This is a genomic window from Paenibacillus sophorae (assembly GCF_018966525.1).
GTDB classification, from domain to species: Bacteria; Bacillota; Bacilli; order Paenibacillales; family Paenibacillaceae; genus Paenibacillus_AQ; species Paenibacillus_AQ sophorae.
Genome location: NZ_CP076607.1, coordinates 840,024 through 854,364 on the forward strand (window position 1 = coordinate 840,024; position 14,341 = coordinate 854,364).

The following is a 14,341-nucleotide window of genomic DNA, read 5'->3' on the forward strand; positions in this document are numbered from 1 at the left end:
TTCCTTTTCACCACACCTCCAAGAACTTTCGAGCGGCGCATCATACCCGGGTGTGCCGTCTTGCCTTGACCGCAGGGAAGGCTTCTATTATAGTGGGTATCGTGGGATTTACTATTTTAGCACAGGAAAAGGTGGCTTGTTACATGTCGGAAAATATCTACGTAGGCGTGGATTTGGGCGGAACCGCCATTAAGGTGGGCATCTGTAATAGTGAAGGCCATTTGCTGCATACCTATGAAGGGCCTACTGGAACTGAGATCGGTGTCGATACTGTCATTGACAACATCGAAAAATACTTGCGTCAGATTGTGGCCGATTCACCATATGAATGGGACCAGCTTGTCGGTGTTGGAGCGGGAGTCGCCGGCTTCACGAACATTCGTGAAGGCATCATTATTCTTGCGCCTAACATTGGATTCAGAGACGTGCCGATCCGCGCCATTCTGGAGAATCGATTGAACAAGCCGGTCAAAATAGATAACGACGCCAATGTGGCGGCGCTTGGAGAAGCTTGGAGCGGGGCCGGGCGGGGCGTGGACAACTGTGTCTGCTATACGCTGGGAACGGGCGTCGGCGGCGGCATTATTATTAACGGCAAAGTTTATCAAGGTTTCTCAGGTCTTGCCGGCGAGCTTGGCCATATTTGCGTGGTTCCCGATCTGGAAGCGATTCAATGCGGGTGCGGCAAGATGGGCTGTTTGGAAACCGTTTCCTCGGCAACGGGCATCATTCGTATGGCAAATGACGCGGTAGCGCGGGGCGACCGGACAACGCTTGCCACAGTGGAGAAAATCGCCGCCAAGGAAGTGTTCGATGCGGCTAAGGCCGGAGACGAAGTGGCGCTGCGGATCGTGAACCGGGCGGCATTTTACCTCGGCAAATCTATGGCGGCAGTCGCGGCTGTGCTGAACCCTGAGGTATTCATTATCGGCGGCGGCGTGTCCAAGGCCGGTGAAATTCTGTTCGAAGAAATTCGCCGTGTGTACGCTCAGGTTACGCCTGAACCGTTGCAAAAAGATGTGAAGATCATTCCCGCACAGCTCGGAAACGATGCAGGCATTGTCGGCGCTGCCGGCCTTTTGTTGCGTTCTTAAGAAATGGAAACGGAAATTATTCATACACTAATTCTAGGGAGGGGGAAGCTTGATGACCGAAGAGGAGAATACTCCGTCGGCGGCGGCCACCCTGATCATAATTACCGGAATGTCGGGAGCGGGCAAGACCATCGCCGTTCAAAGTCTCGAAGATCTCGGATTTTTCTGTGTCGACAATCTACCGCCCGTCCTGATTCCTAAGTTCGCGGAGCTGATCGAGCAGTCCAAGGGGAAAATTGCGAAGGTAGCGCTTGTTATTGACCTGCGGGGCCGCGAGTTTTTTACCGCTCTGTCGGAATCGCTGAGTTTTATCAAAGATCACTTTACGATCGGCTGCGAGATTCTGTTTCTAGATGCTACCGATTCCGTGCTGGTGCAGCGTTACAAGGAAAGCCGGCGGCGGCATCCGCTTGCTCCGAAGGGCCTGCCGCTCGATGGCATTCGGCTCGAACGCAAAATGCTGGAGGAGCTCAAGAATTCGGCTACTCAGGTTATTGACACCAGCAATATGAAGCCGGCCCAGCTGAAGGAGAAGATCGTCTCACGCTTCTCCCATCTTGGAAAAGGTACGCTCTCCGTTAACATTACCTCATTTGGCTTCAAATACGGCATTCCGATTGATGCGGACCTCGTGTTTGATGTACGCTTTTTGCCAAATCCGCATTATGTGGATCATCTCCGGCCTCATACGGGACAGGATAGCGATGTTTACGAATATGTAATGAAGTGGCCCGAGACGCAGGCATTTCTGAAGAAGCTGCTGGATATGCTTCAATTTCTGATTCCCCAATACCATAAGGAAGGCAAGGCCCAGATCATTATCGGCATCGGCTGCACGGGAGGCAAGCATCGCTCGGTGGCCATCTCGGAATACTTGGGCAAAATGCTGGGGGTCAGCGAGACGGAAACGGTATCGGTCAGCCACCGGGATGCCGAACGCGACCGGCATTAGGAGAGAAGGGGTATAATCGTGGCTGTACAATCGGGACAGCGTCCGCGGATCGTCGTTATGGGCGGCGGAACCGGACTGTCCGTTATGCTTCGCGGCTTGAAAGAGAAGCCGCTTGATATTACGGCCATCGTAACGGTGGCCGATGACGGGGGAAGTTCGGGCATACTCCGCAGCGAGCTGCAGATGCCGCCGCCGGGCGATATCCGTAACGTGCTGACCGCAATGGCCGATGTCGAGCCGCTGATGGCGGACATTATGAGGTATCGCTTCAGCAGCGGGGAGGGTCTTGCCGGACACAGTCTTGGCAATCTGATTTTGGCCGCGCTTACCGATATATCGGGCGATTTCGTCACTGCCGTCCGTGAACTGAGCCGGGTATTCGCTGTAAGGGGAAGGGTGCTTCCGGCGGCCGGGGAAGCGGTCGTGCTGAATGCGGAAATGACAGATGGCCGCATCGTGACCGGAGAGTCCAAAATTCCGGAAGCCGGAGGCAAGATCAAGCGGGTCTTTCTGGAGCCGCCCGATGTCGAGCCGCTGCCTGAGGCGCTGGAGGCGATCCGGTCAGCCGATGCAATACTGCTCGGTCCCGGCAGCCTGTATACCAGCATTCTGCCGAATCTGCTTGTGCCGAAGTTGGCGCAGGCGGTTGTCTCCTCCAGCGCCGTCAAGATGTTCATCTGCAACGTGATGACCCAGCCGGGGGAAACCGACAACTATACGGTAAGCGATCATTTGCAGGCGGTGTATGATCATATCGGAATGCACCTGTTCGATTATGTCATCGTAAATAATGGTGAAATTCCGCCTGAAGTGCAGCGCAAATACGCCGAACAAGGGGCGCGTCCGGTCGAGCTGGACAGGAAAGCCATGGAAGATCAGTGCTATAAGCTGATTGCCGACAAGCTGGTTTTATTCCGCACCTATTTGCGGCATGATACGGATAAGCTGAGCCATCATATTTATCAGTTGGTTCAGGATTGGATAACACGAAAGAGGTGAGAACCTTGTCTTTTGCGGCGCTGACTAAAAAAGAACTGACGATGGTCGAGAGCGGCCCCTGCTGCGAGAAAGCGGAAATGTCGGCGCTGATTCGGATGAACGGATCGGTGCAGCTTTCAAACAAGAGGATCATTCTCGACATCTCAACGGAAAATGCCGCGATTGCAAGGCGGATTTATTCCTTGCTTAAGAAATATTACCACGCTCATATAGAGCTTCTCGTGCGTAAAAAAATGCGTTTGAAGAAAAATAACGTATATATCGTCAGAATCCCCGCCCGCGTCGAGGAAATTCTGAACGATCTCAAAATCGTCTCGGAGGGCTTCGTGTTTACGGACGGCATTGATGAAAGCATTGTCCGTAAAAATTGCTGCAAACGCGCGTACCTGCGCGGCGCCTTTATGGCGGGAGGGTCGGTGAACAACCCGGAAGGTTCGTCCTACCATCTGGAGATCGCCTCGATGTATGAGGAACACTGCAAAGCGCTGGTCGAGCTGGCTGGGGAGTTTCATCTTAACGCCCGCTGCATCGAGCGCAAGAAGGGGTTCATCCTTTACATCAAGGAAGGCGAGAAGATCATCGAGTTCCTGAATCTGATCGGCGCCCATCAGGCGCTGTTCAAATTTGAAGATGTTCGGATTATGCGGGATATGCGGAACTCCGTCAACCGGATCGTGAACTGCGAGACCGCCAATCTTAACAAGACAATCAGCGCGGCGGTGCGGCAGATTGAGAACATCAAATTTCTGGAGAAGGAAATCGGCCTGGATAACTTGCCAGACAAGCTGAGGGAAGTAGCGGAAGTCCGGCTGGCCCATCCCGATATCAATCTGAAGGAAGTCGGCGAGATGCTAAAGGGAAACGTCAGTAAATCCGGCGTTAACCATCGGCTCCGCAAAATCGACGAGCTGGCGGAGAAGCTCCGCGGCGAATGATTTATTTTTTTCTAGTGTCGTTTAGGTTATAATGATATAATATGATAAAATTTACTGTGAAATTTTTGGGCAGATCTTAATTAGGGGGTAAGCGTTTCATGACAAAGCACCCGGTAGTCGTCCGGTTGAAGACGGGGCTCCATGCTCGGCCGGCAGCACTGTTCGTACAGGAAGCGAACAAATTCTCATCAGAGATTTTCGTTGAAAAAGACGATAAAAAAGTTAACGCCAAAAGTATCATGGGGATTATGAGCCTTGCTATCAGCTCCGGCACGGAGATTTATATCAGCGCGGAAGGCGCGGACGCCGATCAGGCCGTAACCGCTTTGACGAGTCTTGTCAGCAAAGAAGAGCTGGAGAATCAATAACAATATCCGCAGCAGCCCTATTTATGGTATGACCAAAAAAGCCCTTAAGGGCTTTTTTATTTTGCGTACCGATGCAACATTTGCCAGGCCCTCCCGTCTAGTAGATATGATGGTAATCACGCAAAACCTATAGAGGAGGATGGAACAAATGAAGGGATGGATTAAGCCGGCCCTGGCGGTGTTTGTTGCGGGAAGCTTAATGGTAGGAGGGATGACGGTGAGCGGTTCATTGGATAAGCCCCAGAAGGCCTACGCTGAAGAGGTGCAGAAAAATATAGTCAGTGTCGTAGGAAAGGGAGAATTGTCGATGAAGCCGGATATCGTCTATCTGTCGATCGGAGTCGATGCTTCGGCGTCAACCGCCCAGGAAGCGCAGAAGACCAACGGAGCGAAAATTCAAAAATTGACGGCTCTGCTGAAGAATACCTGGGGCATCAGTGAGAAGGATATCCAAACCGCGGAGTTCTACGTCCAGCCGAATTACACGTATAACGAGAAAGAGGGCCAGCAGGTTAAAGGTTATAACGCACATCATGTTCTGCGGGTCGCATACCGCGATCTGGCCAAGGTAGGAGCGCTGCTGGATGCAGCTTCTGAAGCAGGGGCCAATAATATAGGCAATGCCCGTTTTGCGGTGGAGGATACCTCGGCCTTTGAAGCGCAAGTCATTGAAAAGGCGATGGCCAACGCCGACGTGAAAGCGGCCGCGATTGCCAAAGCCGCCAAGAGAACGCTCGGACAGGTGCTGACCGTCAGCCAGAACGACGGAGGCGCTAGCCCTGTACTTTATGAAGAGAATGCCAGAGCGATGGCCAATGTCGCCGACAGCGCAAGCGGTACCGCGGTTCAGCCGGGAGAGGTAAAGATTACGACGCAGCTTAGCGTTATGTATCAATTAAACTAGCAGGGAAGCGTGCCCAAAGATGAATGAAAGAGAGGCTTTTACCCGAAAACATCGGGGCGGAGAAGACCTCTTTTCTAATCTCCTAGAGCAGAAAGGAAGTAACATTCAATGAACAAGACGAACAGACTTGCACGCAAATGGGGAGCCGGAATGATCGCTGCTGGGATGCTGCTGGGAGGGACGTTTCTTCCTGGAGGGACGGGCTTGGCGGCGCCGGTTAAGTCACAGGCTGACTATTCTCTGATTACCTTGAAATGGAATGGAACCATTACCCCGCAACAGGGCATTCACCAACAGGGAAAAGTATGGATTCCAATAACATTTCTGAAGAGTGTACTGGGCATGCAGATCACTTACAATAAGGCGGAAAATACCTATACGATCGGGCAGGGAGTCCGTCAAACTAAGCTGATGGTCTCTGAATACGGAATTTCACTTGCAGTTAACGGTTATTTCATCAACGAGTATGAAGGCCGCAATATTAATAATCATCTCTACGTTCCATTCGGTTTGCTCAGCGATTATTTGGGCTATCGTGGAGACTTTAACGCCTCCTCCGGTAGGCTGAACGTGATGAACAGACCGCTGAACGCGCTGACATTAACGACGGTTACATATGCCAAGGAGACGGACGGCGCAGCCATCAAGCTGGATTATCCGCAAATTTCAGGACTTGTGAGCGCGTCTGCACAGCAGAGCATCAATGATACGCTAAAAAAGGCCGCTATGAGCTTTGCAGCCGACGCAGGCCAGGCGATTGCCGAAAAAAACGAACAGGACCGCCCGTACGAATTCGACTCGAATTACGTGGTGACCTACAACCAGGATGGCGTGCTTAGCCTGGTCATGAGCCAATATGGCTATACCGGAGGCGCCCACGGAATGACTCTGCGCCAGGCGTTTACTTTCTCGCTCAAGGACGGCAAGCGTCTGCTATTGGGCGATTTGTTCAGAGCCAATCCGAACTACAAAAAACTGCTGAACGAGAAGGTAGGCAAGCAGCTTAAGGCGGATGCAGGTTATTTTGGCGGCTTTAACGGACTGAATACCGAGAAATATTTCTATCTTAAAGATGGCCGGGTCGTGCTCTTCTTTCAATTATATGAATATACGCCATATGCCGAGGGCTTCCCAGAGTTCACCTTCACCTTTAAAGAACTGCTCCCGAATGGAAGCAGTCCGTTCGCTGGCATAAAATAGTCTTCTGATACCGGATATTTCCCCGTAGCGCGCGCGAAATGCCGTTCATATGCTGAATGGTGACCGAGCTATAAGCGCGAGAGGGGGGAATGCCATGGTTTATAATTATACGGCGATCGGCGATTCGCTGACGACCGGCTTCGGGGCGATGCCCGGCAGCGGCTTTGTTCCCGTGTATAGGCGGATGTCAGAGGTATCGCTCCGCAATTTTGTCGCCTATACGAATCTGGGGATCAACGGCATGACTACAGCCGAACTAGAGCAGCGTGTCCGGTATAACTCGCTGTTTCGCCAATCGCTTCGTGAGGCGGATATTATCACCATTTCGATCGGCGGCAACGATTTGATCCATGCTGCCAAAGCGGTGGCTAGACACTCTAGTCCGCCATTTTCCATTTTTCAGACTACCCTGAAGGAATCCCGGCAGCATTTTGCGGGTATCATGGGGCAGATTTATCAGGCAAAGGCTGGAGCGGGCAAGCCTTACATTATCCGGATTATCGGATTATACAATCCCTATCCTCAGATGGAAGAGGCTTCGGGATGGGTGCAGCAGTTCAACCGCCAAATGGCTCAGTATAATAACCGGGTATGCGGCTTTGCCGATATTTACGGAGCGTTTACGGGACATGAGCGGCAACTGCTCTCTATCGATAATCTTCATCCGAACGGAAAAGGGTACCGTATCATTGCCGAACGGCTGCACAAGCTTGGATATGGCAATCTGCTCCGGACCTACTAAGGACGAAAAACACCCCTTGCTCACGATTAGTGGGCAAGGGGTGTTTGCGTGTTTGTGAAGGTTTGCCGGGTATGTTACACACTGACAGACTGCGGTTTTTCAATAACTTTATCAACGAGGCCGTATTCGGCGGCATCCGCGGCACTCATGAAGTAGTCGCGGTCCGTGTCCTTCTCGATGCGCTCAAGCGGCTGACCGGTGCGTTCTGCCAAAATACGGTTCAGTTTGTCGCGCATTTTCAGGATGCGGCGGGCACGAATTTCAATATCCGTAGCCTGCCCTTGGGCACCACCCAGCGGTTGGTGAATCATAATCTCGCTGTTCGGCAGCGCATAGCGTTTGCCCTTCGCTCCGGCGTTAAGCAGGAAGGCGCCCATGGAAGCGGCAAGTCCGACGCAGATTGTGGATACATCCGGCTTGATGTACTGCATCGTATCAAAAATCGCCATGCCAGCGGTGATGGATCCGCCCGGGCTGTTAATGTACAAAGAAATATCTTTTTCCGGGTCCTCGGCGGCCAGGAAAAGCATTTGTGCGATGATGGAATTGGCTACCACGTCATTGACCTCAGTTCCAAGGAAAATGATGCGGTCCTTTAACAGGCGGGAATAGATGTCATAAGCCCGCTCGCCTCGGCTGCTTTGTTCTACGACCATAGGAATGTAACTCACGTGGAAAACCTCCTTAAATTAGATCTTCAAAAATGGATTTCGTTATAGCGTTTTTTCTTAACTGTTACCGTATTACCCACATGATAAACAAATTCAAACAAAAAGTCAAAGAAAGTCAAACGAAAAGTCAAAGAAAGTCAAACTCATCATAAAAAAAAGCGCCAATTCATGGCGCACTGTGTTAAATAATCTAGGTTTGGTTAAACAAATAATGTGGCGCGCCCGCCAAGAATCGAACTTGGATCTCAGGCTTCGGAGGCCTACGTCATATCCATTGGACCACGGGCGCAACAGAAATTATTATAATATAAAATTTCGACTAATGCAACTCTTATTAATCATATAGGTCATAGGGACCGGCTCTTCGCCGCCGAAATGTACAGGTTTATGTATAAGAAGAAAAGAGGGTGAGAATTCTACTTTCGGAGCCCTTGCGTTCAGGGGAATATTTGGGTAGAATACTTAGTGGGACTTAAAAAGTTATCCCGGGACGTTTTAAGACCATAGAGAAGGGGTCAGAAGAGAAAGACGAAGTTGCAGGAGTGAAAGTATGCGTGACTTATTAGAAATCCAAAAGCAGCTTCTGCCTGATCTCATGGAAACCCTCAAACGACGGTATACGATTCTTCATCAGATCCTGTTGTCCGATATTATCGGCCGCAGAACGCTCGCCGCTTCGCTTGATATGACCGAACGGGTTCTGCGTGCGGAAACGGACCTTCTGAAATCGCAGGGGCTCATCGAGATCGAGAGCGTAGGCATGCGGATCAGCGATGCCGGCCGGAAACTGCTTGACTTGTTGGAGCCGCTCGCCAAGAGTTTGTTTGGCCTGGAGGATCTGGAAGAAAGAATTCGTTTGAGTTACGGTTTGAAGAAAGTTATTGTGGTTCCGGGCGATTGCGAAGTGTCACCGTTTACCAAGAGAGAACTCGGAAGAGCAGGAGCGAGAGCGTTGCTCGGCGTAATGAGAGCCGATGACACGGTTGCCGTCACCGGAGGTTCGACGCTGTCCGAATTGGCTGAGCAGATGACCACACCCTTGTCCGTGTCCTATCGGGACGCCTTGATCGTGCCCGCCAGAGGAGGACTTGGTGAGAGCGTGGAATTTCAGGCCAATACCATCGCTTCGACGGTAGCCAAGCGGATTGGAGCACATTACCGCCTACTGCATGTGCCGGACTTGCTCAGCGAGGAAGCCTTTCTATCGCTGGCCCATGAACCGAACATTTCAGAAATCGTACAGATTATCCGCCGTTCAAGAATTATCGTTCATGGAATCGGAGATGCCTTGGAAATGACCCGTCGCCGTAGACTTGACGAGGAGACGATCACCAAGATCAAGAACGCCGGCGCCGTTGCCGAATCCTTCGGCCACTACTTTAACGAGCAGGGTGAAGTGGTGCACTCCATGCTGACTATGGGACTGCGCCTAGAGGATATCGTGCGGACGGAAATTGTAATTGGCATCGCCGGAGGCAAGCGGAAGGCCAAAGCCATTCACGCTGTGCTGCGGTTCGGCCAAGAAGACATACTTGTCATAGATGAAGCCGCCGCGGCCGAAATCGTCAAGCAAATTGACGAACAGAATGCCGCAGCCCCGCAATCTTCCTATTATGGCGAGCACTAGCATTATTATGCTTCATACTTAGTGTTGTCTTGACAAACCCTATGGTTTGTCTTGAATAAATAAAAATGAATTTTAGGAGGAACTATTCAATGACTGTAAAAGTAGGTATTAACGGATTTGGACGTATTGGCCGCCTCGCATTCCGCCGTATTCAAGACGTGGAAGGAATCGAAGTTGTAGCGATCAATGACCTTACCGATGCCAAGATGCTGGCGCACTTGTTAAAATATGATACATCGCAAGGCAAATTCCAAGGCGACGTTGAAGTTCACGACGGATTCTTCAAAGTGAACGGCAAGGAAGTTAAAGTTCTGGCTAACCGCAACCCTGAAGAACTGCCTTGGGGCGACCTGGGCGTAGATATCGTTCTGGAGTGCACAGGATTCTTCACTTCCAAAGAAAAAGCTGAGCTTCACCTGAAAGGCGGAGCGAAAAAAGTCGTTATCTCCGCTCCGGCTACCGGCGACATGAAGACTGTTGTTTACAACGTTAACCACGACATTCTTGACGGTTCCGAAACAGTTATTTCCGGCGCTTCCTGCACAACGAACTGCCTGGCTCCAATGGCTAAAGTCCTGAACGACAAGTTCGGCATTATTGAAGGCCTGATGACTACAATCCACGCTTACACCGGCGACCAAAACACGCTGGACGCTCCGCATGCTAAAGGCGACTTCAGACGCGCCCGCGCTGCAGCTGAGAACATCGTTCCTAACACGACTGGCGCTGCCAAAGCGATCGGCCTGGTTATTCCTGAGCTGAAAGGCAAACTCGACGGTGCCGCTCAACGCGTACCGGTGCCTACTGGTTCCCTGACTGAGCTGGTTACTGTTCTGAACAAGACTGTAACGGCTGACGAAATCAACGCAGCAATGAAAGAAGCTTCCGATCCAGATACTTACGGATACACTGAAGACGAAATCGTATCCTCCGATATCAAGGGTCTGACTTTCGGATCCCTGTTCGACGCTACACAAACCAAAGTAATTACTGTTGGCGACAAACAGCTCGTTAAGACTGTTGCTTGGTACGACAATGAAATGTCCTACACCGCTCAACTCGTTCGTACGCTCGAACACTTCGCAAAACTGGCTAAATAATTCGAGATTTTATATAGCATCATCCATAGAGCGGAAACAGCAGTTTATTGTTTCCGCTCTTTTCCGAAATATTAGATAATCGCAGCTATTAACAATTCCTATGATATAAGCCTTTTCGGAAAAACGGATGCCGTTCCTACTAGAATGACGCAGCCGTTTCTTCTTGATGCAAACTCTGTGCGTTTGCCCAGAATTCCAAAAGTGGAACAATTTCGGGTATGGAGGGAAATAGTCATGAGCAAAAAAAGTGTCCGTGATGTAGAAGTAACAGGCAAACGCGTATTTGTCCGCGTGGATTTCAATGTGCCGCTCGAAGACGGTAAAATTACCGACGATACGCGTATTCGCGAAACGCTTCCTACGATTAAATATTTGATCGAAAATGGGGCCAAACTTATTCTAGCGAGCCATATGGGCCGTCCGAAAGGCCAATTTGTCGATTCCATGCGACTGACTCCAGCCGCAGAACGCCTGTCCGAGCTGCTCGGCAAACCGGTTGCCAAAGCGGACGAAGCGGTTGGCGAAGCGGTAAAAGCAAAAATTGCCGAACTGAAAGACGGCGACGTTCTGGTGCTTGAGAATGTCCGTTTCTATCCGGGCGAAGAGAAGAATGATCCGGAGCTTGCGAAGCAGTTCGCCGAGCTGGCCGATCTGTTCGTCAATGACGCATTCGGCGCGGCGCACCGTGCGCATGCTTCGACCGAAGGCATCGCCCATTACCTGCCGGCTGTATCCGGACTTCTGATGGAGAAAGAATTGAACGTACTGGGCAAAGCCCTCTCCAATCCGGAGCGTCCTTTCACCGCGATTATCGGCGGTTCGAAAGTTAAAGACAAGATTGATGTTATCGACAACCTGCTGACTCTGGCAGACAACGTGCTGATCGGCGGAGGCCTGTCTTACACGTTCTCCAAAGCTCAAGGCTACGAAGTCGGAAAATCCCTGCTCGACGAAGAAAAAATCGATACCGCTCTTGTCTTTATCGAAAAAGCAAAAAAACTTGGCAAGAACTTCCTGCTGCCGGTTGACGCTGTAGTAGCCGATAAGTTCGGCGCCGACGCCAACACCAAGACTGTTGACATTAGCGAAATCCCTGCGGATTGGCTCGGTCTGGATATCGGTCCTAAAACGGCTGCATTGTATGCGGACGTTATCAAGAACTCCAAACTTGTTGTATGGAACGGACCGATGGGCGTATTTGAAATCGATATTTTCGCTGAAGGTACGAAAGCGGTGGCTGAAGCCTGCGCGAAGACTGAAGGATATACCGTTATCGGTGGCGGCGACTCCGCTGCAGCAGCCGAAAAATTCAAGCTGGCCGATCAAATGGACCATATCTCCACCGGCGGCGGAGCATCGCTTGAATTCATGGAAGGCAAAGCTCTTCCTGGCGTAGTGGCGCTGAACGATAAGTAAGACGATAGAGGGAGGCAAGCTCTGCTATGAGTAGAACACCAATTATTGCCGGAAACTGGAAAATGTTCAAGACCGTTCCGGAAGCCGAAGGCTTTTTCGCCGAAGTTAAGGGCAAGGCCGAAGTGGATGGCGTGGAAACGGTAATCTGCGCTCCGTTCACCAACCTGCCGGCTCTGACGAAAGCGGCTCAAGGTACAAGCATCAAAATCGGCGCACAGAACCTTCATTTCGAAGACAACGGCGCTTATACGGGTGAAATCAGCGGTGTTATGCTGAAGGATCTCGGTGTAGACTATGTCATTCTCGGCCACTCCGAGCGCCGCGCTTATTTCGGCGAAACGGACGAAATCGTGAACAAGAAAATGCACGCGGCATTCCGCCACGGTATTACTCCAATCGTATGCGTAGGCGAGAAGCTCGAAGAGCGCGAAGCCGACCAAACGAAGGAAGTTTGCAAAGTGCAAACCGAAGGCGCGTTCCAAGGTCTCAGCGCGGAGCAGGCAGCCCAAACCGTTATCGCCTATGAGCCAATCTGGGCTATCGGTACCGGCAAATCCTCCACTTCGGCGGATGCCAACGAGGTTATCGCTTACATCCGCAGCCTGATCAAGGACTTGTACGACGAAGCGACTGCCGAAGCAATCCGCATTCAGTACGGCGGAAGTGTGAAGCCTGAGAACGTTACCGAATACATGGGCCAAAGCGACATCGACGGCGCTCTCGTCGGCGGTGCAAGCCTGCAGCCTGGTTCCTTCGTTCAACTTGTTGAGGGGGCGAAGTAATGTCAGCACCAAGACCCGTAGCATTGATTATCATGGACGGTTTCGGTCTGCGTAATACTGCGGAAGGCAACGCCGTCGCTCAGGCGAACAAACCCAACTACGACCGTTACCTGAAGCAGTATCCCAATACAACGCTTACCGCCTCCGGCGAAGCCGTAGGACTTCCGGAAGGCCAAATGGGTAACTCCGAAGTGGGGCATCTTAATATCGGTGCGGGCCGGATCGTATATCAAGATTTGACCCGTATTGATAAATCCATTCGCGACGGAGAATTTTTTGAGAATGAAACTTTGGTGGAAGCGGTAAGACATGCCAAGTCGACTGGCAAAAAGCTTCACCTGTACGCGCTTGTATCCGACGGAGGGGTACACAGCCATATCAATCACCTGTTCGCTATGCTGGAGCTTGCCAAAAAGGAAGAGATGAACGACGTGTTCATCCACGCCTTCATGGACGGCCGCGACGTACCGCCGAGCAGCGGCCAGCAATTCGTTCAAGCTCTTATCTCCAAGATCGAGGAACTTGGCGTAGGCAAAATCGCTACGGTATCCGGACGTTACTTCGCGATGGACCGCGACAAACGTTGGGATCGCGTGGAGAAGGCCTACCGTGCAATGGTTTATGGCGAAGGACCGAAATTTTCGGATGCATTGCAGGCGATCACAGCCTCGTACCAGAATTCCGTGTATGATGAATTCGTTGAGCCTTGCGTTATCGTGGACGGCGAAGGCAAGCCGGTAACGACTGTCGAAAGCGGCGATTCCGTCGTGTTCCTGAACTTCCGTCCGGACCGCGCTATTCAGCTGTCCCAGGTGTTCACGAACGCTGATTTCCGCGGCTTTGATCGTGGACCGCTGTTCCCGCAGGATCTTCACTTTGTCTGCCTGACTACATTCAGTGAAACGGTGCAGGGCTATGTCGCCTACAAGCCGAAGAATCTGGACAACACGCTGGGCGAGGTTCTGGTACAGAACAACAAGAAGCAGCTGCGCATTGCGGAGACCGAGAAGTATCCGCACGTAACCTTCTTCTTCAGCGGCGGCCGCGACGTGGAACTGCCGGGAGAGACCCGTATTCTGATCAACTCCCCGAAAGTGGCAACCTATGACCTGCAGCCGGAGATGAGCGCCTACGAGGTGGCTGCGGCTTGCGTGGCCGAGATCGAAGCGGAAAAACATGATGCCATCATTCTGAACTTCGCTAATCCCGACATGGTCGGCCACTCCGGCATGCTGGAACCGACCATTAAAGCGGTTGAAGTAACAGACGAATGTGTAGGCAAAGTGGTAGACGCAGTTCTTGCCAAAGGTGGCGTAACAATCATTATTGCTGACCACGGCAACGCTGATATGGTATTCGACGAGGAAGGCCGTCCGTTTACAGCGCATACGACCAACCCGGTTCCGTTCATTGTGACCGCTGAGAACGTTGTGCTTCGTGAGCATGGCATTCTCGCGGATGTGGCGCCGACGATTCTCGATCTGATGGGAATTCCGCAGCCTGCGGAAATGACCGGACAATCCATGATCGTAAGCCGCAAGTAACAGGGTA

General features: G+C 51.6%; 14 protein-coding genes and 1 tRNA gene. 13 read left to right on the plus strand and 2 right to left on the minus strand.

Annotation, left to right across the window (positions count from 1 at the left end; all coding sequences use genetic code 11):
• Window positions 1–143 precede the first annotated feature (143 nt).
• The 8 genes from KP014_RS04085 (at window position 144) to KP014_RS04120 (ending at window position 7,194) form a co-directional block, all read left to right on the plus strand.
• Window positions 144–1,094: an ROK family glucokinase gene (locus KP014_RS04085; protein WP_036592971.1), complete on the plus strand. Its 951-nt coding sequence runs from the start codon at window positions 144–146 to the stop codon at window positions 1,092–1,094.
• A gap of 52 nt (window positions 1,095–1,146) precedes the next feature.
• Window positions 1,147–2,046: an RNase adapter RapZ gene (gene rapZ, locus KP014_RS04090; protein ID WP_036592972.1), complete on the plus strand. Its 900-nt coding sequence runs from the start codon at window positions 1,147–1,149 to the stop codon at window positions 2,044–2,046.
• 57 nt (window positions 2,047–2,103) lie between these two features.
• Window positions 2,104–3,045 (plus strand): gluconeogenesis factor YvcK family protein, encoded by a 942-nt coding sequence (locus tag KP014_RS04095; RefSeq protein WP_175491869.1) that lies wholly within the window; start codon window positions 2,104–2,106, stop codon window positions 3,043–3,045.
• A gap of 5 nt (window positions 3,046–3,050) precedes the next feature.
• Window positions 3,051–3,980: a DNA-binding protein WhiA gene (gene whiA / locus KP014_RS04100; RefSeq protein WP_036592974.1), complete on the plus strand. Its 930-nt coding sequence runs from the start codon at window positions 3,051–3,053 to the stop codon at window positions 3,978–3,980.
• Between the two features lie 98 nt (window positions 3,981–4,078).
• On the plus strand, window positions 4,079–4,348 hold the full coding sequence (locus tag KP014_RS04105; protein WP_025332700.1) for an HPr family phosphocarrier protein: 270 nt from the start codon (window positions 4,079–4,081) through the stop codon (window positions 4,346–4,348).
• Between the two features lie 148 nt (window positions 4,349–4,496).
• Window positions 4,497–5,252, plus strand: a complete 756-nt coding sequence (locus KP014_RS04110; RefSeq protein ID WP_036592976.1) for an SIMPL domain-containing protein — start codon at window positions 4,497–4,499, stop codon at window positions 5,250–5,252.
• A gap of 108 nt (window positions 5,253–5,360) precedes the next feature.
• A complete protein-coding gene (locus KP014_RS04115; protein WP_036592977.1) occupies window positions 5,361–6,452 on the plus strand; it encodes a DUF3298 and DUF4163 domain-containing protein in 1,092 nt (363 codons plus the stop codon).
• Between the two features lie 94 nt (window positions 6,453–6,546).
• A complete protein-coding gene (locus tag KP014_RS04120; protein WP_036592978.1) occupies window positions 6,547–7,194 on the plus strand; it encodes a GDSL-type esterase/lipase family protein in 648 nt (215 codons plus the stop codon).
• 74 nt (window positions 7,195–7,268) lie between these two features.
• On the opposite strand, the gene clpP is transcribed toward KP014_RS04120, so the two are convergent.
• Both clpP and KP014_RS04130 read right to left on the minus strand, forming a co-directional pair.
• The gene (clpP, locus tag KP014_RS04125) at window positions 7,269–7,865 is read right to left on the minus strand and encodes an ATP-dependent Clp endopeptidase proteolytic subunit ClpP (protein ID WP_025690091.1); all 597 of its coding nucleotides are present in this window, start codon (window positions 7,863–7,865) and stop codon (window positions 7,269–7,271) included.
• Window positions 7,866–8,079: 214 nt separating this feature from the next.
• Window positions 8,080–8,154: transfer RNA gene (locus tag KP014_RS04130), tRNA-Arg, on the minus strand.
• Between the two features lie 261 nt (window positions 8,155–8,415).
• On the opposite strand from KP014_RS04130, the gene KP014_RS04135 reads away from it, so the two are divergent.
• The 5 genes from KP014_RS04135 (at window position 8,416) to gpmI (ending at window position 14,334) form a co-directional block, all read left to right on the plus strand.
• Window positions 8,416–9,492 carry a sugar-binding transcriptional regulator gene (locus tag KP014_RS04135; protein WP_036592979.1) on the plus strand — a complete coding sequence of 359 codons (1,077 nt, stop codon included), beginning with the start codon at window positions 8,416–8,418 and terminating at the stop codon, window positions 9,490–9,492.
• An 89-nt stretch (window positions 9,493–9,581) separates the two neighbouring features.
• Window positions 9,582–10,592, plus strand: a complete 1,011-nt coding sequence (gap, locus tag KP014_RS04140) for a type I glyceraldehyde-3-phosphate dehydrogenase (RefSeq protein WP_036592981.1) — start codon at window positions 9,582–9,584, stop codon at window positions 10,590–10,592.
• Window positions 10,593–10,826: 234 nt separating this feature from the next.
• Complete coding sequence (locus tag KP014_RS04145) at window positions 10,827–12,008, plus strand: phosphoglycerate kinase (protein WP_036592983.1); 1,182 nt, start codon at window positions 10,827–10,829, stop codon at window positions 12,006–12,008.
• 26 nt (window positions 12,009–12,034) lie between these two features.
• The gene (gene tpiA, locus KP014_RS04150; protein WP_025690096.1) at window positions 12,035–12,790 is read left to right on the plus strand and encodes a triose-phosphate isomerase; all 756 of its coding nucleotides are present in this window, start codon (window positions 12,035–12,037) and stop codon (window positions 12,788–12,790) included.
• On the plus strand, window positions 12,790–14,334 hold the full coding sequence (gpmI, locus tag KP014_RS04155) for a 2,3-bisphosphoglycerate-independent phosphoglycerate mutase (RefSeq protein WP_036592984.1): 1,545 nt from the start codon (window positions 12,790–12,792) through the stop codon (window positions 14,332–14,334). Before tpiA ends, gpmI begins: the two co-directional genes overlap by 1 nt.
• Window positions 14,335–14,341 lie beyond the last annotated feature (7 nt).

Excerpts from the sequence above, each read along its gene's own strand:
- gpmI (WP_036592984.1), top strand. The coding sequence starts at position 12,790 with ATGTCAGCACCAAGACCCGTAGCATTGATTATCATGGACGGTTTCGGT.
- KP014_RS04135 (WP_036592979.1), top strand. The coding sequence starts at position 8,416 with ATGCGTGACTTATTAGAAATCCAAAAGCAGCTTCTGCCTGATCTCATG.
- KP014_RS04115 (WP_036592977.1), top strand. The coding sequence starts at position 5,361 with ATGAACAAGACGAACAGACTTGCACGCAAATGGGGAGCCGGAATGATC.
- tpiA (WP_025690096.1), top strand. The coding sequence starts at position 12,035 with ATGAGTAGAACACCAATTATTGCCGGAAACTGGAAAATGTTCAAGACC.
- KP014_RS04105 (WP_025332700.1), top strand. The coding sequence starts at position 4,079 with ATGACAAAGCACCCGGTAGTCGTCCGGTTGAAGACGGGGCTCCATGCT.
- rapZ (WP_036592972.1), top strand. The coding sequence starts at position 1,147 with ATGACCGAAGAGGAGAATACTCCGTCGGCGGCGGCCACCCTGATCATA.
- KP014_RS04145 (WP_036592983.1), top strand. The coding sequence starts at position 10,827 with ATGAGCAAAAAAAGTGTCCGTGATGTAGAAGTAACAGGCAAACGCGTA.
- KP014_RS04110 (WP_036592976.1), top strand. The coding sequence starts at position 4,497 with ATGAAGGGATGGATTAAGCCGGCCCTGGCGGTGTTTGTTGCGGGAAGC.
- KP014_RS04095 (WP_175491869.1), top strand. The coding sequence starts at position 2,104 with ATGGGCGGCGGAACCGGACTGTCCGTTATGCTTCGCGGCTTGAAAGAG.
- gap (WP_036592981.1), top strand. The coding sequence starts at position 9,582 with ATGACTGTAAAAGTAGGTATTAACGGATTTGGACGTATTGGCCGCCTC.
- KP014_RS04120 (WP_036592978.1), top strand. The coding sequence starts at position 6,547 with ATGGTTTATAATTATACGGCGATCGGCGATTCGCTGACGACCGGCTTC.
- KP014_RS04085 (WP_036592971.1), top strand. The coding sequence starts at position 144 with ATGTCGGAAAATATCTACGTAGGCGTGGATTTGGGCGGAACCGCCATT.